The sequence below is a fragment of the Brevibacterium permense genome, assembly GCF_013280495.1.
Taxonomy (GTDB): Bacteria; Actinomycetota; Actinomycetes; order Actinomycetales; family Brevibacteriaceae; genus Brevibacterium; species Brevibacterium permense.
Map to the genome: position 1 here is coordinate 448,240 of NZ_JABSSX010000002.1, position 23,274 is coordinate 471,513.

Below are 23,274 nucleotides of genomic sequence, written 5' to 3' on the forward strand. Positions count from 1 at the left end.
CCGTTCTGGAGGTGAGGCGCATCGGTGCGCCTCACCCGGGCCGCTCTCATGCCTGCAGAGGACCCGACAATCATGACCCTCTTCATCCAGCAACTCTTCAATGGCCTCGCGCTGGGCGGTGTCTACTGTCTCGCTGCAATCGGTCTGACATTGGTGTTCGGAGTGCTGCGCATTCCCAACCTGGCACACGGTGCGTTGTATATGCTCGGCGCCTACATCACCTACTTTTTCCTGACAACCGTCGGCGTTCCCTATATCGCCGCAATCGGCATCGCTGCGATCGTGCTGTTCGTTGTCGGAGTCGGTCTCGAGCGCCTCGTCTTCCACCCCTTGCGCAACTCCCCGCATACTCACCACATGATCGCGGCCGTCGGTGCGATGTTCTTCTTCCAAGCACTGGCTCAAGCGATCTGGGGCGCTGACTTCCGCCGCATGGACACACCGATCACCGGCGAGCTCCGCATTCTCGGCGCCGAGATCTCTGCGCAGCGGATCGTCATCATCGTCACAGCGGTGATCGTCTTGGCGCTGTTGGCGCTGTTCATCAAGCGGTCCATCCATGGCCAGACGATCGAAGCGATCGAACAGGACCGCGTCGGTGCATCGCTGGTCGGCATCAACCCGTCGATGGTATCGATGCTGACGCTGGGGCTGTCCGCCCTCCTGGCCACCATCGCGGCCGGCCTCGTCGCACCGATCAATCTCCTGTCCCCGACGATGGGCGACGCGCTCAATCTCAAGGTATTCGCAATTATCATCCTCGGTGGTCTGGGGTCGCTTCCCGGCGCCATCGTCGGCGGTTTCGCACTCGCTATCGCAGAGACGATGACGGCGACCTACATCTCCTCAGCGCTCGGAGAGGCCGTGGCATTCATCGTTCTCGTCGCTGTGCTGGCCATCAAGCCGAACGGACTGTTCACGAAGGCGGTGCAGCGATGAGCTCAATGAAGAATCCTCGAATCATCGGCACCATCGCCGTCATCATCCTGCTCGGCCTCACGCCTCTGGCGTTTGCACAGGAGAACTACGCGATGCGAGTGATCACCGTGGGCATGTGTGCGGCGATCGCTGTCTACGGCCTCAACATCATCCTCGGTTTCACGGGACAGCTGAACCTGGCCCAAGGCGGGTTCTTCGGAATCGGTGCCTATGGAGTCGGGCTGCTCACTACCGATTACGACTGGAGCTTCTGGGCGGCGTTCGTCGTGTCCGTCATCGGGACTGCGGTGATCGGCTACCTCTGCGGGCTGATTGCCCTGCGGACCAAGGATGAGTACTTCGCCATCTTCACAATGGCAATCGGCTTCATCATCTTCCTCGTCATCAGCCGCTGGGAGCCTGTCACCCATGCCCATTCCGGAGTCAACAATGTGAAATTCCCCGAAGGCGGAGGACTCATCGACTTCGAATCTCCGGTCGCGATGTTCTACCTGGTATTCGCAATCCTGCTCATCTGCGTCTACACGACCTACGCGATTCGGCGCTCCAGCGTCGGCCGCACACTGCTGACTATCAGGACGAGCGAAGACCTGGCAGATGCGATCGGTGTGCGCGTCGGATTCAGCAAACAGCTCGCATTCGCCGCGTCGGCGGTCTTCGGAGGCGTCGGCGGCGGTCTCTACGCAACTGTCGTCGGCTTCATCGGACCCGACGCGGCATCGATCGACAAGACTTTCGAATTCCTCATGTTCATTCTCGTCGGAGGCATGGGCACTGTCGCAGGTCCTCTGCTCGGAAGCATGATCGTGACATTCCTGTTCGAACTCTTCCAGGACTTCCAGGCCTATCGATTCATCGTGCTGGGTCCCATCATCGTCGCCCTCGTGATCTTCGCACCGCGGGGAATCGTCGGGTACCTCGGCGGGTTCGTCGACAGACGCAATCGACGGCGCAGGGCCGAAGTTGCCCGTGGTGCCGACGACGATCTCGATTCGACAGGTGCTTCGACCTCCGGCGGAACAGGCGACCACCACGCACGGAACGTCGCCGACGGGACCGAATCGGGTGCCGGCCGGACCGGAGGCACCCCCACTTCCGAGGAGACGAAATGACAATGCTTGAAATACGAGACCTCGGTAAGCGCTTCGGCGGGCTCGATGCGGTCAAGGACGTCAGTCTGGACGTCGAGGCAGGTCAGATCACCGCAGTCATCGGTCCCAATGGAGCAGGCAAGTCAACGCTGTTCAACCTTGTCCATGGTTTCTATCGGCCCACAGCCGGGACCATCAGCTTCAAGGGTGAGGACATCACACATTCGTCCCCACACCGGACTGTCGCCGGCGGCATTGCCCGCACATTCCAGACAACGAACCTGTTCGATGACAGCACTCTGTTGGAAAACGTCTTGGCCGGTCGAATCGTCCGTTCGAAGTCCAACGTCTTCGACGCGGTCTTCCACACGCCTCGCCATCGTCGTGAATCACGCATCAACGAAGACAAGGCGATGGAAGCTCTTGAGTTCTGCGGAGTCGTGGAATATCGGCACGATCTCGCGTCCAATGTTCCGCAGGAGGTGCAGAAGCGCACCGCAGTGGCCATGGCGCTGGCCACTGAGCCCGAGCTGCTGCTGCTCGACGAACCCGCCGGCGGCATCCCCGAAGAGGAGACCGTCGATTTCGGCAACCTCATTCGGTCGTTGCCACAGCGAGGCGTCTCCGTCCTCCTCGTCGAACACAAGATGACGATGATCATGGACCTCGCGGACACGATCCTCGTCCTCGACCATGGGCAGAAGCTGGCGCTCGGCGCACCGGCGGAGATCCAAACGAATCCGGACGTCATCCGTGCCTATCTCGGTTCGACAGCACAGGAGGAGAACTGATGCTCACGCTCGACAATGTCAGCACCGGGTACGATGCCACGAACGTTCTCCACGGGGTGAGCATCACGGCGAATCCAGGAGAGCTCACCGTGGTCCTCGGAGCGAACGGGTCAGGCAAGACGACACTCTTCAGAACCATCAGCGGACTGATGCGTGTCCGTGCCGGGTCGATCACCTATGAGGGCCGTCAGCTGCAACGAGCTCGCCCGAATGCCATCGTCAAGGCCGGTATCGCGCACTGCCCCGAAGGTCGCCATCTGTTCGGCAAGATGTCGGTGGAGAAGAACCTGCGTCTGGGGTCCTATCCTCACCGGAACAGATCGCGGACGGAAGAGGTCTACGCTGAGGTCCTCGATATGTTCCCGATCCTCAAAGAGAAGGCGAAGCAACCGGCAGGATCCCTGTCCGGCGGACAGCAGCAGATGGTCGCAATCGGACGAGCGTTGATGTCCGACCCGAGCCTGCTGATCCTGGATGAGCCGTCGATGGGCTTGGCTCCCATCGTCGTCGAGCAGGTGCTCGAGTCAGTCGCCCAGATCAATCGAAACGGCATCGGCGTCCTGCTCAGCGAGCAGAACGCGAAGGCATCACTGGCGATCGCCCACAGAGGATACGTCCTTGCGGAGGGGCGGATCGTTCTCGCTGACGATGCCTCCCGGCTGCTCGACAACCCTGAGGTGCAGGCGGCCTACCTCGGCCTCTGACGAACGGACGCCTCCCACTCGTGCAGGGAGACTGCGCAGCACAAAGATCTCGCCGAGGCGGCCCGGCCACCTCGGCGAGATGTCGTTGAGTTCATCTGTCCGGTCGTTCCGGATATCGGTCACGCACTTTCGGTCCGACAGAAACGGCCAGTGCCGTCAGAACGGCTGAGACGGCTCGTACCGTCGGAGCGGCGGACACGGTCGGTACCGTCAGCCCGGCCCGGTCAAAGCGACCAACGTTTCAGGTGTCTCACTCATCCTGGAACCGGGAGACGTCCCCGGCTCCGACGCGAGCTACCTCGGGGTACCGTCCGGTGAAGTCGATGACCGAGGTCGGCACGACTCCGGGGACACCGGATTCGATGACGATGTCGAGGTCATTGCCGAGCTGGTCGATGACATCCTCGGCGTGAGTCAGCGGATCCTCATCGCCGGGCAGCAGCAGCGTCGAGGACAGAATCGGCTCCCCCATCGCCTCGACGAGGGCGAGTGCCGTGACGTTCTGCGGAATCCGAGCGCCGACCGAATGCTTCTTCGGGTGCATCATCCGGCGCGGAACCTCCTTCGTCGCCTTCATGATGAACGTGTACGGCCCCGGCGTCATCGATTTGATGGCTCGGAAATCGGAATTGTCGACGATGACGAACTGACCCAGCTGGGCGAAGTCATGGCACATCAGCGTGAAATGGTGCTTCGAGCCGAGATGACGGATGCGGGTGATCCGCTCGATGCCTTCCTTGTTGTCCAAGGCACAGCCGAGGGCATAACAGGAATCCGTCGGATAGGCGATCAGGCCACCGTTCCTGAGTGACTCAGCAGCCTTCGCGATCAGTCGGTCCTGCGGGTTCTCCGGATGGATATTCAGTAGTGTCGCCATACTTCATGCTAACCACTCTGCCGCCACAGTGCGAGGGGTTCACGGACAACCGACCCTAAAGCGCAGGATCGCAGGACTCATCCGGCCGTAAAGTCGAGCATGACCAGGCTAAACGCCGGGCGTTCTGTCCAGGCCCGCTGGACTCGTCAGGCAGAGGTGACTGGCTTCTTCAGCCCTTTGACCAGTTCGGCTCGGCCGGTGCGCGGATCGGAGGCGAGAAGGATATTGACCCACTTGGCCCGCGGATCCGCGTCGACCAGCAGAGCCTTGATGAGCAGTGTCGCCGGCAGTGCGAGCAGCGCGCCGAGCCAACCGAGGATCCACACCCAGAACAGCAGTGACAGGAACGAGATCAGCGGAGTCACTCCCACCGACTCACCGGTGAACTTCGGCTGGATGATCGCCTGGATGACGAAGTTGAGCACGCTGTAGGCGATGACCACCCACAGGGCCGACTGCCAGCCGCTGTCGACCAGCGCCAGCAGAGCCGGTGGGATCAGGCCGATGACGAATCCGATGTTCGGGATGTAGTTCGTCAGGAATGCGAGCACTCCCCACACCCAGATGAGCGGGACGTCGATGATCGCCAGGGCGATGACATCGAGGAATGCGACGATGAGGCCGAAGACCGTGGCCACCACCCAGTAGCGGCGGACGCCACTGGCGAAGTCGCCGATCGACGCCGACAGCGAGGGCTTCACATCGAGCAGCATCGCCATCCGCTTGTCGATGCCCATCGAGTCCATCGCCACGAAGAACACCGCCATGATCACCGTGGTCAGCAGGCCCGCAACCGATGACAGGTTCGTCAGCAGCGGGTAGACGGCGTCGAGGACGGAGCGGACGTCGAAAGCCGAGAGCTGCTGTTGGATCACCGAGGAGGTCACCCCGATGTCCGACAGCAGTGCCAGAGTGCTCTGGTAGGTGGCCACGAGTTCGTTGCTGTAGCTGGGGATGAGGATGACGAGCTCGGCGACTGACCATGCCGTGAGGCCGAAGAACGCGAAGATCATGCACAGCACGAGCACGACCGAGATGCACGCCCCGATCGCCCGCGGCACCTTGATCCGGGTGAGCGCCCGCTGCACCGGGTAGACGACGATGTAGAAGTTGAGCGCGAGGAACACCGGAGCCACGATGTCCTGGAGTCCGCGGAAGAACATCAGCGCGTACGCCAGCCCTGCCAGCGTCACCGCGATCATCAGCGCTCGCGCCGGTGGCCGCGCGTGCCAGGGCCGTGCCTCGCCCGCTGCGTCGGAGTCGGCACCGGATGCTTCATCGGCCGCCGCGCCCGCCACAGTTCCAGAAGCCGTGCCCGCCGTTGGATCTGAAGTAGTGGATCCCACTGTCGCCGAGGCGGCCGAACCGGTCCGGTCCCCCGCTGAGGCGGAACTCCCGGAAGTCTCCCCCGCCGTTTGTGAGGACGGCGCAGGCTCGGCCGGGCGCGCGGCATCGCCGGCTGATCCGGCCGCACCGTCAGCGGCGCCCGACGCCTTCGCCTGCTCGTCCTCGCTCATTCAGCGTCCCCGACGCTTCTCGCGGATGCGCATCGACACCTCGATCGGGGTGCCCTTGAAGCCGAAGGTCTCGCGCAGGCGGCGGATGATGAATCGGCGGTATCCGGGATCGAGGAAGCCGGTGGTGAAGAGCACGAACTTCGGCGGACGCGACTGCGCCTGAGTGCCGAAGAGGATGCGCGGCTGCTTACCGCCGCGCACCGGGTGCGGGTTGGCTGCGACCAGCTCACCGAGGAACGCATTGAGTCGTCCCGTCGGAATGCGAGTGTCCCAGCCTTCGAGAGCGGTCTCCATCGCCGGCACGAGCTTCTCCGCATGACGTCCGGTCTTCGCCGAGATGTTCACGCGCGGTGCCCATGCCACGTGGCCGAGATCCCGTTCGATCTCCCGCTCGAGATAGAAGCGACGTTCGTCATCGAGCAGATCCCATTTGTTGAACGCCAGCACCACGGCACGTCCCGCCTCGACGGCGGTCGTGACGATGCGGACGTCCTGCTCGCTCGGGGGGTCCTGGACCTCCATGAGGACGAGGGCCACCTCGGCGCGTTCGAGCGCGGTCTGCGTGCGCAGCGCTGCATAGAAGTCGGCACCGCTGGCCTGATGGGCGCGACGGCGGATACCGGCAGTGTCGACGAAGCGCCACTGCTTCCCGCCGAGCTCGATGAGCTCGTCAACCGGGTCACGAGTGGTGCCTGCGACATTGTCGACGAGCACCCGGTCGGAGCCGATGAGCTGGTTGAGCAGGGACGATTTGCCGACGTTCGGGCGACCGACGAGGGCCACACGACGCGGTCCGCCCTCCTCGACGCGGGTGTCGACGGCCGAGACCTCAGGCAGGATCGTGAGCACTTCGTCGAGCAGGTCGGCGACTCCCCGACCGTGCAGAGCCGAAACAGTCCACGGCTGGCCGAGGCCCAAGCCCCAGAGTTCGGCGGCCATGAGCTCGCCGCGCTCGTCGTCGACCTTGTTCGCGGCGAGGAGGACCGGCTTCTTCTTCTTGCGCAGCATCTTCACGACCATCTCATCGGTCGAGGTCGGGCCGGTCGTGGCATCGACGACGAGGAGCACGGCATCGGCCATGTCCACGGCGACCTCGGACTGGATCGCGATGCGCGAGGCCATGCCCTTCGAGTCCTGGTCCCAACCGCCGGTGTCGACGAGGGTGAATTCCTTCGTGTTCCATTCCGCCCGGTAGCTCACTCGGTCACGAGTGACGCCCGGAACGTCCTCGACGACGGCTTCGCGGCGGCCGAGGATGCGGTTGACCAGCGTCGACTTGCCGACGTTGGGGCGACCGACGACGGCCAGCACCGGTGCGGCACCGAGCGCTTCGTCTTCGTCTTCATCGAAGCCGTAGGCGCGCAGCAGCGCACGGTCCTCGTCTTCGAGCTCATAGCTCTCGAGTCCGGCCTCGAGCGCGGTCGCCCGCTGCTCGGCCTCCTCGTCGCTGATGCTTTCGACTCGATCGACAAGGTCTTCGTCAGGTGTCTCGTGGAATTCGGATTCGCTCATTGTGCGTCCTTCACCAGCTGCAGCACCGTCTCGACCACCTGGTCGAAGTCGATGTCACTGGTATCGAGTGTGAACACTCCGTCGGCGGCCTCTAAGAAGCTCGTCGTGGCGGAGTCCTTGGCGTCACGGCCCGTGACGAGGTCTTGGGTGGCGGCGATCGCCTCGGCGTCGGCATTGCCGTGCACTTCCTTGGCCCGCCGGGCCACGCGGACCTCGTCGCGGGCGGTCATGAGGATGCGCACATCGGCATCGGGGGCCACCACTGTGGTGATGTCCCGCCCCTCGACGACGATGCCCTCGGGTGCGGCGGCGATATAGGCCCGCTGCATCTCGATGAGCTCCTCACGGGCGTCGATGACACCGGAGACCGTCTGCACGTTCGCCGAGACGTCCTCACCGCGGATGTCCTCGGTGACGTCGATGTCGTCGACGGAGACGAAGAATTCGTCGGGGCTGAGCGAGATCTCCAGATCCGCTCCGCGCACCTGCTCGAGCACGTCGACGGGGTCGGTGACTCCGCGGTTGAGGCACAGCCACGCCATCGCCCGGTACATCGCACCGGTGTCCAGGTACTGGCAGCCCAGTCGACGCGCCACCTCCTTGGCGGTGCTCGACTTGCCCACTCCGGACGGTCCGTCAATGGCTACGACGCTCATGCAGTTCCTTCTTTCTCGATGGCGGATTCGGGGATCTGCCATCCCTTCGACAGCAATCCGATCTCCAGCTCCTGCTGGATGGCCGGGACCACGGACACGTCGACCATGCCCAGTTTCCGACCGGAGGCGTGATCCATCCGGAAGTCCTCGACATTGACGCCGAGGTCGCCGATGTCCTTGAACAGCCGGGCCAGCATTCCGGGCGTATCCGGAACCAGGATCGTGACAACAGCATAGGTGGTCGGCGGCTGCCCGTGCTTGCCGGGAATCCGGTCGTGTCCCTCGTTGCCCAAAGCGATCGCCTTGGCGAGCAGTCCCGTCGACCCGGGCCCGAGTTCGAGGGCGCCGATGACCTCATCGAGTTCGGTGCGCAGATCGATGAGCACGGAACGGACCTCTTCGGCGTTTCCGGTCAGGATCTGCGTCCACAGACCCGGGTCCGAAGCGGCGATGCGCGTGACATCGCGCAGCCCCTGCCCGGCCAGTGAGATCTCCTCCAGCGGTGCGTGACGCAGCTGAGAGGCGACGAGGGAGGACACGATCTGCGGCACGTGCGAGACCTTCGCGACCGCGGCATCGTGGATGCGCGGATCCAGGTGGAGCACCGAGGCACCCGTATCTTCGGCCATGGCGATGACCTCGCCGAGGCGGTCGGCCGGGGTCTGCTCATCCGAGCAGATCACCCAGGGCCGGGCCGTGAACAGGTCCGACTGGGCGGCGATCGCCCCGGACTTCTCACGTCCGGCCATCGGATGGCAGCCGATATAGCGATCGAGCTGAGGTTCCGTGACCAATTCGCGCACCGCTTCGAGGAGGCGGGTCTTCACGCTGGCGACGTCGGTGACCGTGGCGTTCGGGTAGTCCTCGAGCGCCGAGGCGATGACTCGTGCGGCGACGTCGGGTGGGGTGGCCACGACGACGATGTCCGGGTGCGCGGCAGGCGATGTCGCATCATCGGCGACGGTCGGGTCGGCCGCCTCGGCGAGGGCGGCCGTCGAGTTGAGCACCTGACCAGCACCGAGATCCGCGGCGAGCTGCTGAGCCGTCGGCGAGGTGTCTTCGAGGGTCACCTGATGGCCCTTTGCGCTCAGCGCCAACCCCAGGCTGGCACCGAGCAGGCCGGTGCCGATGATGTGGACTCTCACAGACCGACGGCTTCGAACAGTGCACCGACCTCGTCGGAGCGCAGCGGGCGGATCTTGCCCTGCTTCTGCTCGTCGAGGACGATCGGTCCGAACTTCAGCCGCACGAGGCGCTCCACCGGGTGACCGATCTCTGCGAGGAGGCGGCGCACGATGCGGTTGCGGCCGGAATGGAGGGTGAGTTCGACGACGGACTTGCCCGGGGTCGAATCGACGAGCTTGAAGTCGTCGACCTTGACGAACCCGTCTTCGAGGTCGATTCCGGCCTTGAGGATCGCACCGGCATCCTTCGCCAGCTGCCCCTTGACCTTTGCGAGGTAGGTCTTCGGGATCTCGTAGCGCGGGTGGGCCAGGCGGTTGCTCAGCTCCCCGTCGTTGGTGAGCAGGATGATGCCCTCGGTCTCGGTGTCGAGACGGCCGACATGGAAGAGGCGCTCGTTGTTGTTCCGCACGTAGTCGGCCAAGCAGGGACGGCCCTCGGGGTCGCTCATGGTCGACACGACTCCCGCGGGCTTGTTGAGCACGAGGTAGACCTTCTTGGTCTGTGTCGAAATTCTCACTGTGTCCACGTACACGGACTGTGTTTCGGGGTCGATCCGGGTGCCGAGTTCGGTGACGATGGACCCGTCGACCTCGACGCGGCCATCGGCGATGAGCTGCTCACAGGCACGGCGCGATCCCAGACCCGCCTCGGCGAGCACCTTCTGCAGCCGCACACCCCCGCTGACGTGGGCGTCTGATGTCCGACCGGCTCCCGAACCACCCCGGTTGGAGGCCTGATTCGCCGTCGCTGCGCGCTGTTTTCGGCTGGGTCGGTTCTGGCGCCCGCCGGGGGCGCGGTGATCACGGTAGGGACTCATACACCCATTCTCTCAAATCAATCAGCGACTCGTGACATCTCGGCGGCCGAATCGGAGTCATCGTCGAGATCGTCGTCGAGGGCGCCGTCGATCTCGGCGAGCACTTCGGTGTCTTGGGCGCCGAGTTCGGCGACGTCGGCGTCTTCGGGCAGGTAGGGGGCGATATCGGGCAGGTCATCGATCGCGTTCATGCCCATCGTGTCGAGGAACTGCGGCGTGGTGGCGTAGAGCAGCGCCGAGGTGGACGCCTCCTTGCCGGCTTCGACGATGAGTCCGCGCAGCAGCAGAGTGCGGATGACGCCGTCGACGCTGACTCCGCGGATGGCTGCGATGCGGGGCCGGGAGATCGGCTGCCGGTAGGCGATGACTGCCAGAGTCTCGAGCGCGGCTTGGGAGAGCTTCGCGCTCTGCCCAGCCGTGAGGAAGTCTTTGACCACCTCGTGATAGTCGCCGCGGGAGAAGATGCGGAAGCCGCCGGCGACATGGCGGATCTCGAACCCGCGCTGCCGGTGGTGCTCATCCCCGTCGTAGTCGGCTTTGAGCGTCTGGATTGCTTCGAGGACGGTCTCCTCGTCGAGGCCGAGGGAGCCCGCGAGGTCTTCGGCGGTCACGGCCGAATCGGTGATCATCAGCACGGCTTCGATGCCGGCGAGGATCTCGTCATCGATCATGATTGTTCCCCTTCTTCTTCGTCTCCGCTCCAGTCGCCTTCGGTGCGCAGGTCGACTCCGTCTTCGTTCATCTCCGTGCGGTGGATGAGCAGCCGTCCCAGAGGTTCGGGCTGGTCGAAGTCGCACAGGCCGACCTTGAACAGTTCGAGCAGGGCGAGGAACCTCGCCACGACGACCAGGGTGTTCTCGGCTGTTTCGAGCAGATCCTGGAAGTCGACGTCTCCGGCGCGCAACAGGGACAGGATGTGCCCGCGCTGCTCGGACACGCTTACGAGCGGCAGGTGGATATGGTCGACGGCGACGCTCGGCGGGGTGTGGTCGCGTTGGAGCACTGTGGCGAAGACGCCGGCGAGCTCACCGGGACCGATGTTCAGCTCCAGCGGCGGCAGCACATCCTGGAACTCCGGTTCGAGGTCGACATCGCGAGGGGCCCGGATCGAGCCGGCGGCCATCGCTTCGGCCAGGTACACGGATACGGACTTGTACGCCTTGTACTGCAGCAGCCGGGCGAAGAGGAGGTCGCGCGCTTCGAGCAGTTCGAGGTCGAGGACCTCTTCACCGTCTTCGTGGGGCAGCAGACGTGCTGTCTTAAGATCGAGCAGGGTCGCGGCGACGAGGAGGAACTGGGAGATCTCGGCGAGGTTCGCCTGATCCTTCAGCTCTGTGGTGTAGGCGATGAACTCATCGGTCACCTCGGCCAGCGCGATCTCTGTGACGTCGAGGCGTCGTTTCGAGATCAGTCCGAGCAGCAGGTCGAAGGGACCGGTGAAGTTGTCCAACCGCACCTGGAACCCCTGTGCGGCGTCATTCTCGGAGGCCGTGTCATCGCCGGACACGATGTCATCGCCGGAGGCGGTCTCGGTCGGATCAGATGCCGCTTCCTCCACGTCAGCTGCAGGGTCGCTCAGGGTGCGCCTCCGCGGGCGATGAGCTCCCGGGCGAGTCGGCGGTAGGCTTCGGAGCCGGCGTGCTTCGGGGCGAAGCTCGTGATCGGTTCGGCGGCCACGGAGGCGTCGGGGAACTTCACGGTGCGGTTGATGACGGTTTCGAAGACCTTGTCGCCGAAGGCTTCGGTGACTCGCGACATGACTTCCTTCGAGTGCAGGGTCCGCGAGTCGAACATCGTGGCGAGGATTCCGTCGACCTCGAGCGAGGGATTGAGCCGATCCTGGACCTTCTCGATCGTCTCGACGAGCAGGGCGACGCCGCGCAGGGCGAAGAACTCGGTCTCGAGCGGGATCACGACACCGTGGGCGGCGGTCAGAGCATTGACGGTGAGCAGTCCCAGCGAGGGCTGGCAGTCGATGAGGATGACATCGTATTCGTCGGCGACCTTCGACAGGGCACGGGCGAGCACCTGCTCGCGGGCGACCTCGCCGACGAGCTGGACTTCGGCGGCGGAGAGGTCGATATTGGCCGGCAGGATGTCGATGTTGTCGAATTCCGTTTCGACGATGACCTCGTGCGGGTCCAGTCGCGGGTTCATCAGCAGGTTGTAAATGCTGATGTCGAGCTCATAGGGGTTGAGGCCCAGCCCGACGGACAGTGCGCCCTGCGGGTCGAAGTCGACGAGCAGCATCTTGCGTCCGTAGGCGGCCAGAGCTGCACCGAGGTTGATCGACGAGGTCGTCTTGCCGACCCCGCCCTTCTGGTTGACCATCGCGATGATGCGGGCGGGTCCGTGCGAAGCCAGGGGTGCAGGCTCCGGGAAGTCCTGGGGCTCGTTTGCGGTCCGCTGCTGGGGGATATCCAACGCCTCTTGCGTATTCATCTCTCGGATGGCCACCTTTCGTTGCTCTTCATCCAACCCTACCGCGCTCGGGGGTGCGAGGTCGCGTACACTTCCCGCAGTGTCTCCTCGGAGACTTTCGTATAGATCTGCGTCGTCGTCACCGAGGCATGGCCGAGCAGCTCCTGGACGACGCGGATGTCCGCACCGCCCTCGAGGAGGTGCGTGGCGAACGAGTGTCGGAACGTATGCGGAGACACCTCGGCGTCGATCTTCGCAGCCGTTCCGGCATCCTTGACGATCTGCCACGCCGAGACCCGGGAGAGCCTGGTTCCGCGTGCATTGAGGAACAGTGCCCCGGCCGGGGCCGAGGATCTCGCCTTCGCCGCCATCGACGGACGCACGCGTGACACCCACGCTCCCAGGGCGCGGGCGGCGTGGGATCCGAAGGGCACGATCCGCTCCTTCCCGCCCTTGCCGTAGAGCCGGACGAGCCCCGAGTCGAGGTCGAGATCGTCGAGGTCGACACCCACGGCCTCGGAGATGCGCGCTCCCGTGGCGTAGAGGAGTTCGAGCAGGGCCGCGGCCCGGATCTGCACGGGTTCCTCACCGTCGGTGGTCGCGATCATCGCTTCGATCTCGTCGAGTGCCAAGGCTTTGGGCAGCCGCAGTCCTTCCTGCGGTGGGCTGACCTCGGAAGCGGGGTCCGTGGGCGCGAGGTTCTCCCCTAGCGCGAAAGTATGGAATCGCCGCACCGCGACGAGCGCGCGTGCCCGACTCCGCGGTGCCAGGCCCGAATCGAGCAGGTGGAGCGCAAAGTTCTCCACCTTCTGTCGATCGACCTCGCCGAGGCGGCTCACCCCGTCATCGGTCAGCCAGCTTCCGTACCGGGCGAGGTCACGAGCATAGGCGTCGATCGAGTTCATCGACAGTCCGCGTTCGAACCGCAGGGAGGCGAGATAGGACTCGAAGGCGCGCCGCAGGTCTCCGGGCAGATTCTCCGGCAGGAGTTCGGCGCCGTGCCGAGCCACAGGGTCTCAGTCCTCGCCCGAGCCGACCTGTGCGGACTGCGCGTCCCCGCCACCGGAGCCGGTCGTCTCCGCCGTTGCCGAACCGGTCGTCTCGACCTGAGCACCACGGCCGAAATCGGGGCGGCCGTCGACGAGTCGCCTCGGCGCATCGACGGAACGGAACTCCACCGGTGCTCCCGCCGCTTCGGCGCGCAGCACCCGGTCGACTTGGAAGATCGCGAGCTGGGCGATCGCGTTGGTGATCCGTCCATCGGTCACGGCCGCGAGTGCGTCGTCGATGCCGACCCAGGCGTAACGGAAGCCCGCCTCTTCTTCGCCGCGTTCGTGACGGTCGGCTTCGGGAACGGAGGACAGCCCGCGGGCCAGGTAGAGACGCATCGTCTCCGAGCTGCCGCCCGGGGTCAGGCAGGAGTCGCTGAGGACGTCCCAGTGGTCGGCCGTGAGGTCGGCTTCCTCGATAAGTTCCCGCTTCGCCGCATCGAGCGGGTCCTCTCCGGGAACGTCGAGCAGACCGGCCGGGACCTCCCACAGCCTGGCCCGGACGGGGTGCCGGTACTGCTGGGCCAGCAGGATCCGCTGCTCGTCATCGACGACGGCGACACCGACGGCACCGGTGTGCGCCATGAGATCTCGGACGAGCCCGGACGCCTCGGGCAGGTCGAAGGTCTCTCTGCGGATATCCCACACTGCGCCTTCGTAGACGACCTCGGAGGAGGTGATCGGCGGAATCACCGGATCGTCCTGCAGGATCTCATCGTGCTGAGTGCTCATCGGCTGCCTCCCGAAACTCGACGGTGGTGGAACGGCGAATGCCGCCGGCGCTCTGGCCGACGGCATTCGCTGTGACGATGGACAATGGTCACTGACGCTCGAGAGCGGCGGCGACCAGACCCGCGAACAGCGGATGCGGAGAGGTCGGACGCGACTTCAGCTCAGGGTGCGCCTGAGTGGAGACGTAGAACGGGTGCGTCTCGTGCGGAAGTTCGACGAATTCGACGAGCTCACCGTTCGGTGAGGTTCCGGAGAACTCGAGCCCCGCCTCGGCGAGCTGATCCCGGTAGGTGTTGTTGACCTCGTAGCGGTGACGGTGACGCTCACTGATCGTCGTGTCACCGTACACGCCGGCCACGACGCTGCCTTCGGTGAGCTTGGCTTCGTAGGTGCCCAGGCGCATGGTGCCGCCCAGGTCGCCTTCGCCTTCGACGATCGAGAGCTGCTCGGCCATGGTCGCGATGACCGGAACTGTGGTCTCGGGGTCGAATTCGGACGACGAGGCCGCCTCGATGCCGGCGACGTTGCGTGCGTATTCGATGACCATGCACTGCAGACCCAGGCACAGGCCGAGGGTCGGAATGCCGTTGGTCCGGGTGTATTCGAGTGCGCCGAGCTTGCCTTCGATGCCGCGGATGCCGAAGCCGCCGGGCACGCAGATCGCGTCGAGGCCGGACAGCGCCGCTTCCGAGCCGGCTTCGGTGGAGCAGTCATCGGACTGGATCCACTTGATCTTGACCTTCGCGTCGTTGGCGAAGCCGCCGTGGCGCAGCGCCTCGGTGACGGAGAGGTAGGCGTCGGGCAGGTCGATGTACTTGCCGACGATGCCGATGGTGACTTCCCGGGACGGGTTGTGCACGCGTTCGAGTACCCAGTCCCACTTCGTCCAGTCGACGTCGCGGAAGGGCAGGTTGAGGTTGCGGATGACGAACACGTCGAGGCCGCCGTCGTGGAGGACCTTCGGGATGTCGTAGATGCTCGGGGCGTCGACGCAGGACACGACAGCTTCGGTCTCGACGTCGCAGGCGCCGGCGATCTTCGCGCGGATCGAATCCGGCAGCTCGCGGTCGGAGCGCAGCACGATCGCATCGGGCTGGATGCCGATGGAGCGCAGGGTGGCCACAGAGTGCTGGGTCGGCTTCGTCTTCAGCTCTCCGGAGGGTCCGAGGTAGGGCACGAGGGAGACGTGGATGAAGAACACGTTGTCCCGGCCGATGTCGTGACGGACCTGGCGGGCCGCCTCGAGGAAGGGCTGGGATTCGATATCGCCGACGGTGCCGCCGATCTCGGTGATGATGACGTCGGGGCGGTCCGCCTCGGGGCGTTCGGCCTGGGCACGCATGCGTGCCTTGATCTCATCGGTGATGTGCGGGATGACCTGGACGGTGTCGCCGAGGTACGCGCCGCGGCGCTCCTTCGCGATCACCGAAGAGTAGATCTGTCCGGTGGTCACGTTCGCTGCGCCGTCGAGGTCGTTGTCGAGGAAGCGCTCGTAATGGCCGATGTCGAGGTCGGTCTCGGCACCGTCCTCGGTGACGAAGACTTCACCGTGCTGGAAGGGGTTCATGGTGCCAGGATCCACGTTGAGGTAGGGATCCAGCTTCTGCATGGCCACGGTGAGGCCGCGCTGAGTAAGCAGATGGCCGAGGCTCGATGCCGTCAGACCCTTGCCCAACGAGGAGGCGACGCCTCCCGTGACGAAGATGTGCTTTGCCGTATGTGTGCCGCCAGGGCCAGTTCGATTCACCACGGAATTTGATTCTATCAAAGTCCGGCTCACGAATCCGAGACGGCGTCGACCTCGGCGTACAGATCGAGCAGCGTCTCCGAGATCGCCGCCCCGTTGCTCACGTCGATGACCCGCTTCTTTGCTGCCACGGCGGAGGTTCCGCGTCCGGCCGGGTCGTCGAGAAGATGATTGATCTCACGCAGCAGCGCCTCCGTGTCGTCGGCGGGAACGGCCTTCGCGGCCTCTCCCCAGATGCCGGCGCGGCGTTCGCTGCCGATGAAGACCGCGGGCTTCGACAGCTGCATGAGGTCTTCGTGGGACAGTCCCGTCATCGTCTCGCTGGCGATGACGACATCGGCGGCGGCCACGACATCGACGAGGTCTCCGGCCGGTGCCACGAGGACTCCGCGGTCGGAGAATTCGCGGGAGATCGTCGAGCGGTCCTTGCCGGTGCCGGTGAGGACGAAGACGACCTTGCGGTCGCGGCGGCGCTGGTTGATCTGGTCGGCGGCGTCGAGGACCGTCGCCAGGGCAGTGTGGTCACGCAGCGCGATGGGGCTGGCGACCATCCAGGTGCCTTCGGACAGGCCGAGTTCGCGACGGACCTCGGCACGCGGGGTGCGCACGGTGAGGTCGGCGTCGATGTCCGGGTGGACGAGTTCGGCGCGTTCGACGACCGGGACGCGGCCACCGTAGTAGTCGACGACGGGTTCGGTCGTGCCGAGCACTGCGGTGGCCGTGCGTCCGACGATCTCGGCTCCGGTCTTCTCGATGACGTTGGCGGAGTCGAAGGATTCGATGGTGGCGACGACCTTCGGATGCAGGCGGGCGGGCAGACCGGTGAAGGCCAGTCCGGCGAGCGTCGCCGCATGCAGTCCGTGCGCGTGGACGATGTCCACGTGCTGGTAGTACTTGTGAAGAGTGAAGGCGGAGCCGGGGTCAGCGGTCGTGAGTCGGCGACGGGCGGTGAGTTCGATCTCGCGGAATTCGTCGGCCAGTTCCTCAGGAACTCCGAAGGTGCCCAGCAGTGACCGGTGCGCGGCGACGGCGACCTTGAAACCGGCCCGGAGGTGACCGAGCACGGCGAGCTTCGCCACTTCGACGACGGGACCGGTGGTATCGGCGAGCACGTGCAGAATCCTCGTGTCTGCGCTTAGTGGGTTGACCTCGCCGGATTCGCTCATTTCCTCATCCTCTACTTTCGTTCGACGCTGGTTCTAGCCTACCTGGGCAGACAGGAGTTCCGTGTAAAGACCTGCGAGTTCTTCGGCGACTTCCCTCTCATCGGGAAGCTCCGCTCCGCGCGCCCGGGCATTGGCTCCGAGTTCGGCGCGGCGGGCCGGATCGACGGCGAGTTCGGCCACGGCTGCGGCGAAGGCGGCATCGTCGTCATGGTCGATCAGCATCCCCGCGTCGCCGACGAGTTCGGCGCTGCCGCCGGTGGCGGTGGCCACGATCGCCTTGCCCGAGATGAGCGCCTCCTGGAGCACGAGCGCTCGGGCCTCCCACACGCTGGTGAGCGCGTAGATGTCCGCAGCCGCCGCGAGTTCGGCGATGTCATCGCGGGGACCGAGGAAATGCAGAGCCGGAATCGCCGAGGCGGCTGCGGCGGCGTCGTGCTGAGCGCGGACGTCAGCGAGCACCTCCTCGTCGGCGGCACCGGCGACGAGGGCGACGATCTCGTCGGGGTGGTTCTCCTCGCCGAGGCGGGCGAGCCCGCGTACGAGCATCGGGTAGTTCTTCTGTTCGGCGACGCGACCGACGGCAAGGACGATGAGTGCCCCAGGATCGAAGTCGAACTCCTCGGCCAATCTCGCGCGGGTAGCGGCGGCCGCCTCGGCGGATATGTGAATCACCTCGGGTGCGGCGGCCGGGAGGAAGCGGGCGGTCTGCGCACCGAGTTCGCGGGCGCGGTCGACGAGGTCGGTGCTCGCGCCGAGGACGAGGTCGGCCCCGCGGGCGAGCATCGTCTCGACTCGGGTTTCGACTCGTCCGCGCAGCCCCTGTCCGCTGGCCTGGTTGTGAAGGCTGAGGACGAACTTCGGCTGGGTCTTCAGCGTGCGCAGGGTCAGCAGGGTGATGAGCCCGGCGCGGAAACCGTGGGCGTGGACGATCTGCGGGGAGAAGCTGCGCAGCAGTGTGCGCTGTCGGCGGATGAGGGCGGCGTCGGAGGCGCCGATTCCGGTGCCGAGTTCGAGGACGCCGAATCGGACTCCGGGCAGCAGTGAGAAGCCGAAGTGTTCGTCGGTGGCGGCCGGTCCGATGACGCCGATCTCATGTCCGGCGGCGGCGAGGTCGCGGGCGAGTGCATGCACGTGGGTGCCGACTCCCCCGGTCGAGGTGCCGATGGTGAAGACGATTCTCATGAGTCTTCCTCCCTGTCGGTGTCGCTGGTCCTGTCGGTGTCGCTGGGTCCGTGGTCTCCATTGTGCGTGCCGGGTCTGCTGTCGGTGCTTGATGCAGCCGAATTCGCCTCGGCGGCATGCACGGTCGTCTCGTCGTTGACGCCGGCCCGGTTCCGGTCGGCGAGCAGGCCGCGGACCTCTCCGAGGAAGCCGCGGTCGACGACGAGCACGATGAGTCCGAAGACGATGCAGCCGAGGAGGGCAGCGACGATTCCGGCGATGACCGCGGAGCTTGCCGAGTTGTCGAGGAGTCCCCCGAACCACTGCGAGGTCACGACTCCGGCGGTGCCTGCGACGATGGCGGCCCCGAGTGCGAGCAGCGATCGGCGTCCGACGAGGGCGAGTCCGGTGGGGCCGAGGACGCGGCGCATGTTCACGAGCAGGAACACTCCGGCGACGGTCATGCCCAGCACATATCCGCTGCAGATGCAGATGAGGGTCAATCCGGGATTGCCGTTCGAGCCGGTCACGAGGATGGCTCCGACCATCCCGACGATGACGAGGATCCACCCCGTCGTCGTGGCGGCAGCCGAATAGCGCGAGCGTTCCACCGCATAGAAGACGCGGGTGCCCCACGCCACGAAGGACCACCCGGGCACGGCCAAGGCCATGACCATGATCGCCGTGGCCATGGAGTCGAAGGGGGCAGCGGATTCGCTTTCGGCGTCGATGGCGATGAAGAAGGTCTGCAGGGGGCCCGCTGCCGAGAGCAGGACGACGGCGCCGAGTCCGCCGATGGCGATGATGAGGGCCGTCGTCGTCGAGGTCACCGACCGCATCCGCGCCCCGGCTTCCGCACGTCTGTGCTCGGTCGCCTCGGTGTCGGTGGATCGTCCCACCCAGGTCGACAAGGTCGGGAAGACCACCGTCGCCACGGTCACGGCGAGCACCGCGTAGGGCAACAGGTAGACGGCGTTGATGTAGCTGAAGAGGACGAGTGTGCCGTCCCCGCCGACGTGGTTGGCCAGGCTCAGGGTCGCGAGCACAGCGGCCTGCTGGGCGAGCAGGGCCGACATTCCGGCTCCGGCCAGGCGCAGCGCACGGCGGGCGACTCCGGGCGGGAAGGAGAAGGTGGGGCGCAGCTTCAGCCCGGTCGTGGCCATCGGCAGGGCGAGCGGCAGCGCGAGGGCTGCGACGCCGACGGTGGTGCCCCAGCCGAGCCAGCCGAGGTGGGTCTGCCAGGTATCGTCGCTGCCGCCGACGGAACTGTAGGCGATGTAGCTGCCGATGACGATGAGGCTGGAGAGCAGCGGGGCGAACGCCGGCCACAGGAACTTCCGGTGGGCCTGCAGCACTCCGGTGAGAACGGCGCCGATTCCGTAGAGGACGAGCTGCGGGGAGAACATGAGCAGCAGCTCCACGGTCGCCTGCACTCCCGCGGCGCTCGTCTTCTCATCGACGAGGATCCTCGCGATCTCCGGAGCGAACACGGCCAGCAGGATCGACAGGGGCAAGGTGACGCTGACCGCCCAGGTCAGCAGGCCGGAGGCGATGCGTCCGGCGGTCTCCCGGTCCGATCTGGCCAAGGGAACGGCGAGCAGCGGGATGACCGCTCCGGCCAGGGCGCCTCCGGCGACGACCTCGAAGAGGATGTTCGGGACCTGGTTGGCACTCTGGTAGGCGGTGCCGACGGTGCCGGCGCCGACGTTTGCCGAGAACACCAACCAGCGTAAGAAGCCGACCAAACGGGTCAGCAGGGTGATGATCGATACGAGCAGCGCCGTGGAGGCGAGGACTCGAACGAGCTTGTTCACACGACCTCGCGGCCGAACGAGTCGATCTCCCGCAGTCCCGGAGTCGATTCGATGACGGAGGTGAACGAGACCTTCTCGCTGGCCAGGGTGAGTCCGGCGAGGACAGCGAGGATGAGTCGTCGCTGTGCCGGTGTGGCGGTTTCGGCGAGGATCACGCCGATCGCCGCTCCCAGGGAATTGGCTCCGGTGTCGCCGAGCATCGAATCACCGGCGAGGTCATCGGGCCAGGCTGCGGCCGTCGCTCCCGCGATCGCTCCGGCTGGTGCCCAGGACACGCGGCGATGGTGGTCGGTGAATGCCAAGGTCAGTGCTCCGGTCTTGAGAGCCCGGCCCGGCCGCAGGTCGAGGAGGTTGAACAGGTTCGCAGAGCCCGCGATCACTCCCCCGGTGACGATGACATCCGCGGCGGCCGCGTACCAGGGCCGGTCGCTTGGCGAGTGCGTGGAGCCGAAGAGTCCGGACGGCCGGGTGCGGCTGCGCAGAATCGCGGCGGCCGCGATCGAGGCGAGCGGAATGCCGGTGACCTTGATGGCCCCGGTTGTGATCTCCCCGCGGGCAAGGGCCGACAGATGACCGCGCAGTCCTTTGGAGGATCCGGATTCGCAGAAGTCGTCGACGGCGCCGAGGCTGCCCGCCGCGGCCGTGGCCAGCAGAGTCGCCGACCGCTGCCGTGAATCTTCGATGAGCAGGCTGCCGGCCAGCAGTCCCGCCGCGACGGCAGGGCCTTCGGCGAGCGAGACGTCGTGTCCGGCGTGGTTGGTGCGCACCACGGAATCGTGGGTGCGCAGCCGTGATCTGAGCACGGCTTTCGTCGCGGCGAAGCCGGCGAGTCCGGCGACGGCGGTGCTGACGATGGAGCGGATCATTTCTCGTCTCCGTTCGAAGTGTCGTCGGACTGCTTCTCTTCGATCTTGGCCGGCAGGATGCCTTCGGCGTCCTCGGCGAATCCGAAGTGTCCGTGCTTTCCGGCTTCTCCGGAGGCCAGCGCGCGCACGGTGATGACGGGACCGGCGCCGAGGCCGAGGCCGTCGACGGTGCTGGCACGGGACTTCTCCGTCCGCAGCACGTTGACGAGTCCGTTCTGTGCCGATCCGGCGTCGCCGGCGACGACCACCGAGTTCGCTTCGGCGGTGAGCGCGGTGATGAAGTCGGTGACGAGGGTGCGGGTGCCCTTGTCGTCGGTGGCTTTCGGGCTGGGTTCGGTGTCCTCGGCCAGTGTCGAGTTCTCATCGTCGATGACGATGAACAGCGAAGTGGTCTTGTGGTCCGTGTCGGTCCGCAGACGGTCGGCTTCGACGAAGACGTCGTAGAGCTTCGCCGCCTGCTTCTCCGCATCGGCCCGGTCGTCCTCGTCTTCGAGCATCGAGGCGTCACCGGTCAGGGCGATGACGAGGGCGGCGCGGATCGCGGTCGAATCGTCCTTCGGCAGGCTCGGCACAACGGTGCGAAGCCTCTTGAGGAACTGAGTGGAATCCTCGAGGCTGAGCGTGTTCGGCACAAACGAGACGTCGCCGGCGATGGTGCCGTCGGCTTCCTTGACCCGGTTGCTGACCTCTTCGACCTGTTCGGAGTCCGCCTCGGGGGCGGCGATGATGCTCACTTCCTGCCCGTCGAGGGTGCCGTCGATGAGTTCCGGGGCCGCGGCGGTGACGAATTCGTTCTGCTTGTCGATATTGCCCTTGGCGGCGTCGAGGTCGGAGCGCAGGTTGTCGCGGTCCGAGCGCAGGGCGTCGACCTGGCTCTGCAAGGACTCCCCGATCGGTTCCTTCAGCGGTCCCGCACCGAGGACGATGCCGACGGCCAGCGCCAGGAACACCGAGACGAGGGAGACGAGGTGGTAGCGGAAATCAATCACTGGTCAGTCCTTGGATGAGGCCGGCGGAGTCGGTCGATGCTGCGGGGTCGCCGCCGAAGAGGGAGCCGATCCAGCCGAAGAGGCCGTCGAGTTGGGCGCCGATGAGGCCGAGGAAGGTCTGTCCGGCCGAGGTCGCGGTCATCGCCACACCGAGGGCGACGAGTCCGGCGATGATGAGCACGGCCAGCTGCAGGCTGGAGATGCGCTGCCGGTAGAGCAGGGAGACGCCCTTGGCGTCGATGAGCTTCGAACCCACGCGCAGTCGGGTGATGAAGGTCGAGGCCATGCCCTTGCGGCCCTTGTCGAGGAACTCCATGACGGTGTCGTGGGTGCCCACGGCGACGATGAGTTCGGCACCCTTGTCATCGGCGAGCAGCATGGCGATGTCTTCGCTCGTGCCCGAGGCCGCGAAGGCCACGCATTCGACTCCGAGGGCTTCGACCCGTTCGGTGCCAGGTGCCGTGCCGTCACGGTAGGCGTGGACGACGATCTCGGCACCCGAGGTCAGAGCGGTGTCGGACACGGAGTCCATGTCCCCGACGATCATGTCCGGTCGGTAGCCGGCTTCGATGATGGCATCGGCTCCGCCGTCGACGCCGATGAGCAGTGGTCGGTATTCGCGGATGTAGGAGGCCAGCATCGCCAGGTCCTCCTTGTAGTGGTACCCGCGGACGACGATGAGCACATGCCGGTCGGTGAACGTCGTCTTGACCTCGGGCACGACGAGTTCGGCCGAGAGCAGGTCGGAGTCCTTGCGGATGTATTCGATCGTGTTGTCGATGAAGTCCACGAGCACGGAGTTCATTCCGGCTTCGGCGGCGTGCATGTCCTCGGAGATCGTCTCGGCGGTCTGCAGGATTCCCGTGGCCACCTCGGTTTCGCCTGCGTATACGGTGGCGCCTTCGATGGAGATCTCGGCATTTTCGTCGACCGCATCGAAGATGTCGGCACCGGCGGCGTCGATGAGGGGGATGCCGGCGTCGACGATGATGCTCGGACCGAGGTTCGGGTAGCGGCCGGAGATCGACTTGTCGGCGTTGATCACCGCGGCCGGCCGGCAGGCGACGAGGGCTTCGGCGGAGATGCGGTCGATATCGGAGTGCTTGATGATGGCGATGTCGCCTGCTTGGAGGCGTTTCGTCAGATTCTTCGTGCGTCGATCCAAGCGTGCAGGAGCGGGACCGTACCGGGTCGGTGCGGTGAGGTTCTCACGGTGTCTGCGCACTTTCATGGTCCGCCC

The 23,274-nt window shown here is 65.6% G+C and carries 22 protein-coding genes; 4 read left to right on the plus strand and 18 right to left on the minus strand.

Annotated features, from left to right (window positions below; all coding sequences use genetic code 11):
* Nucleotides 1–72: 72 nt before the first annotated feature.
* The 4 genes from HK353_RS04835 to HK353_RS04850 are packed head-to-tail and all read left to right on the plus strand — an operon-like array spanning nucleotide 73 to nucleotide 3,525.
* The gene (locus tag HK353_RS04835; protein ID WP_173153110.1) at nucleotides 73–939 is read left to right on the plus strand and encodes a branched-chain amino acid ABC transporter permease; all 867 of its coding nucleotides are present in this window, start codon (nucleotides 73–75) and stop codon (nucleotides 937–939) included.
* 5 nt (nucleotides 940–944) lie between these two features.
* A complete protein-coding gene (locus tag HK353_RS04840; RefSeq protein WP_245395772.1) occupies nucleotides 945–2,051 on the plus strand; it encodes a branched-chain amino acid ABC transporter permease in 1,107 nt (368 codons plus the stop codon).
* A gap of 2 nt (nucleotides 2,052–2,053) precedes the next feature.
* The gene (locus HK353_RS04845; protein ID WP_173153116.1) at nucleotides 2,054–2,821 is read left to right on the plus strand and encodes an ABC transporter ATP-binding protein; all 768 of its coding nucleotides are present in this window, start codon (nucleotides 2,054–2,056) and stop codon (nucleotides 2,819–2,821) included.
* A complete protein-coding gene (locus HK353_RS04850; RefSeq protein ID WP_139908273.1) occupies nucleotides 2,821–3,525 on the plus strand; it encodes an ABC transporter ATP-binding protein in 705 nt (234 codons plus the stop codon). The genes HK353_RS04845 and HK353_RS04850 overlap by 1 nt, the downstream gene beginning before the upstream one ends.
* Before the next feature lie 250 nt (nucleotides 3,526–3,775).
* Here HK353_RS04850 and HK353_RS04855 read toward each other — a convergent pair whose 3' ends face one another.
* The 18 genes from HK353_RS04855 to steA form a co-directional block, all read right to left on the minus strand.
* Nucleotides 3,776–4,402 carry an L-threonylcarbamoyladenylate synthase gene (locus HK353_RS04855; RefSeq protein WP_173153119.1) on the minus strand — a complete coding sequence of 209 codons (627 nt, stop codon included), beginning with the start codon at nucleotides 4,400–4,402 and terminating at the stop codon, nucleotides 3,776–3,778.
* Nucleotides 4,403–4,548: 146 nt separating this feature from the next.
* On the minus strand, nucleotides 4,549–5,919 hold the full coding sequence (locus HK353_RS04860; protein ID WP_245395773.1) for an AI-2E family transporter: 1,371 nt from the start codon (nucleotides 5,917–5,919) through the stop codon (nucleotides 4,549–4,551).
* Nucleotides 5,920–7,431, minus strand: a complete 1,512-nt coding sequence (gene der, locus HK353_RS04865; protein WP_173153121.1) for a ribosome biogenesis GTPase Der — start codon at nucleotides 7,429–7,431, stop codon at nucleotides 5,920–5,922.
* Entirely contained in the window at nucleotides 7,428–8,087 is a 660-nt protein-coding gene (gene cmk, locus HK353_RS04870) for a (d)CMP kinase (protein WP_173153124.1), read from the minus strand. Before cmk ends, der begins: the two co-directional genes overlap by 4 nt.
* Nucleotides 8,084–9,232: a prephenate dehydrogenase gene (locus tag HK353_RS04875; RefSeq protein ID WP_173153127.1), complete on the minus strand. Its 1,149-nt coding sequence runs from the start codon at nucleotides 9,230–9,232 to the stop codon at nucleotides 8,084–8,086. The genes cmk and HK353_RS04875 overlap by 4 nt, the downstream gene beginning before the upstream one ends.
* Nucleotides 9,229–10,089, minus strand: a complete 861-nt coding sequence (locus tag HK353_RS04880) for a pseudouridine synthase (protein ID WP_173153130.1) — start codon at nucleotides 10,087–10,089, stop codon at nucleotides 9,229–9,231. The genes HK353_RS04875 and HK353_RS04880 overlap by 4 nt, the downstream gene beginning before the upstream one ends.
* 17 nt (nucleotides 10,090–10,106) lie before the next feature.
* Nucleotides 10,107–10,760, minus strand: coding sequence for an SMC-Scp complex subunit ScpB (scpB, locus tag HK353_RS04885; RefSeq protein ID WP_173153133.1), 654 nt, complete (start codon nucleotides 10,758–10,760; stop codon nucleotides 10,107–10,109).
* On the minus strand, nucleotides 10,757–11,647 hold the full coding sequence (locus HK353_RS04890; RefSeq protein WP_342589818.1) for a segregation and condensation protein A: 891 nt from the start codon (nucleotides 11,645–11,647) through the stop codon (nucleotides 10,757–10,759). Before HK353_RS04890 ends, scpB begins: the two co-directional genes overlap by 4 nt.
* 17 nt (nucleotides 11,648–11,664) lie before the next feature.
* Nucleotides 11,665–12,531, minus strand: coding sequence for a ParA family protein (locus HK353_RS04895; protein ID WP_173153136.1), 867 nt, complete (start codon nucleotides 12,529–12,531; stop codon nucleotides 11,665–11,667).
* Nucleotides 12,532–12,569: 38 nt separating this feature from the next.
* A complete protein-coding gene (gene xerD / locus HK353_RS04900; protein ID WP_173153139.1) occupies nucleotides 12,570–13,520 on the minus strand; it encodes a site-specific tyrosine recombinase XerD in 951 nt (316 codons plus the stop codon).
* 6 nt (nucleotides 13,521–13,526) lie between these two features.
* On the minus strand, nucleotides 13,527–14,291 hold the full coding sequence (locus HK353_RS04905) for an NUDIX domain-containing protein (RefSeq protein ID WP_173153142.1): 765 nt from the start codon (nucleotides 14,289–14,291) through the stop codon (nucleotides 13,527–13,529).
* Between the two features lie 88 nt (nucleotides 14,292–14,379).
* Nucleotides 14,380–16,041, minus strand: a complete 1,662-nt coding sequence (locus HK353_RS04910) for a CTP synthase (RefSeq protein WP_173153145.1) — start codon at nucleotides 16,039–16,041, stop codon at nucleotides 14,380–14,382.
* A gap of 26 nt (nucleotides 16,042–16,067) precedes the next feature.
* Nucleotides 16,068–17,204, minus strand: a complete 1,137-nt coding sequence (locus HK353_RS04915; protein WP_173153148.1) for a glycosyltransferase — start codon at nucleotides 17,202–17,204, stop codon at nucleotides 16,068–16,070.
* Nucleotides 17,205–17,237: 33 nt separating this feature from the next.
* Nucleotides 17,238–18,386, minus strand: a complete 1,149-nt coding sequence (locus HK353_RS04920) for a glycosyltransferase family 4 protein (protein WP_173153151.1) — start codon at nucleotides 18,384–18,386, stop codon at nucleotides 17,238–17,240.
* Nucleotides 18,383–20,179: a lipid II flippase MurJ gene (murJ, locus tag HK353_RS04925; protein WP_173153154.1), complete on the minus strand. Its 1,797-nt coding sequence runs from the start codon at nucleotides 20,177–20,179 to the stop codon at nucleotides 18,383–18,385. Before murJ ends, HK353_RS04920 begins: the two co-directional genes overlap by 4 nt.
* The gene (locus tag HK353_RS04930) at nucleotides 20,176–21,045 is read right to left on the minus strand and encodes a hypothetical protein (protein ID WP_173153157.1); all 870 of its coding nucleotides are present in this window, start codon (nucleotides 21,043–21,045) and stop codon (nucleotides 20,176–20,178) included. The genes murJ and HK353_RS04930 overlap by 4 nt, the downstream gene beginning before the upstream one ends.
* A complete protein-coding gene (locus HK353_RS04935; RefSeq protein ID WP_173153160.1) occupies nucleotides 21,042–22,034 on the minus strand; it encodes a copper transporter in 993 nt (330 codons plus the stop codon). Before HK353_RS04935 ends, HK353_RS04930 begins: the two co-directional genes overlap by 4 nt.
* Nucleotides 22,027–23,265: a putative cytokinetic ring protein SteA gene (gene steA, locus HK353_RS04940; protein ID WP_173153163.1), complete on the minus strand. Its 1,239-nt coding sequence runs from the start codon at nucleotides 23,263–23,265 to the stop codon at nucleotides 22,027–22,029. Before steA ends, HK353_RS04935 begins: the two co-directional genes overlap by 8 nt.
* Between the last annotated feature and the right edge of the window lie 9 nt (nucleotides 23,266–23,274).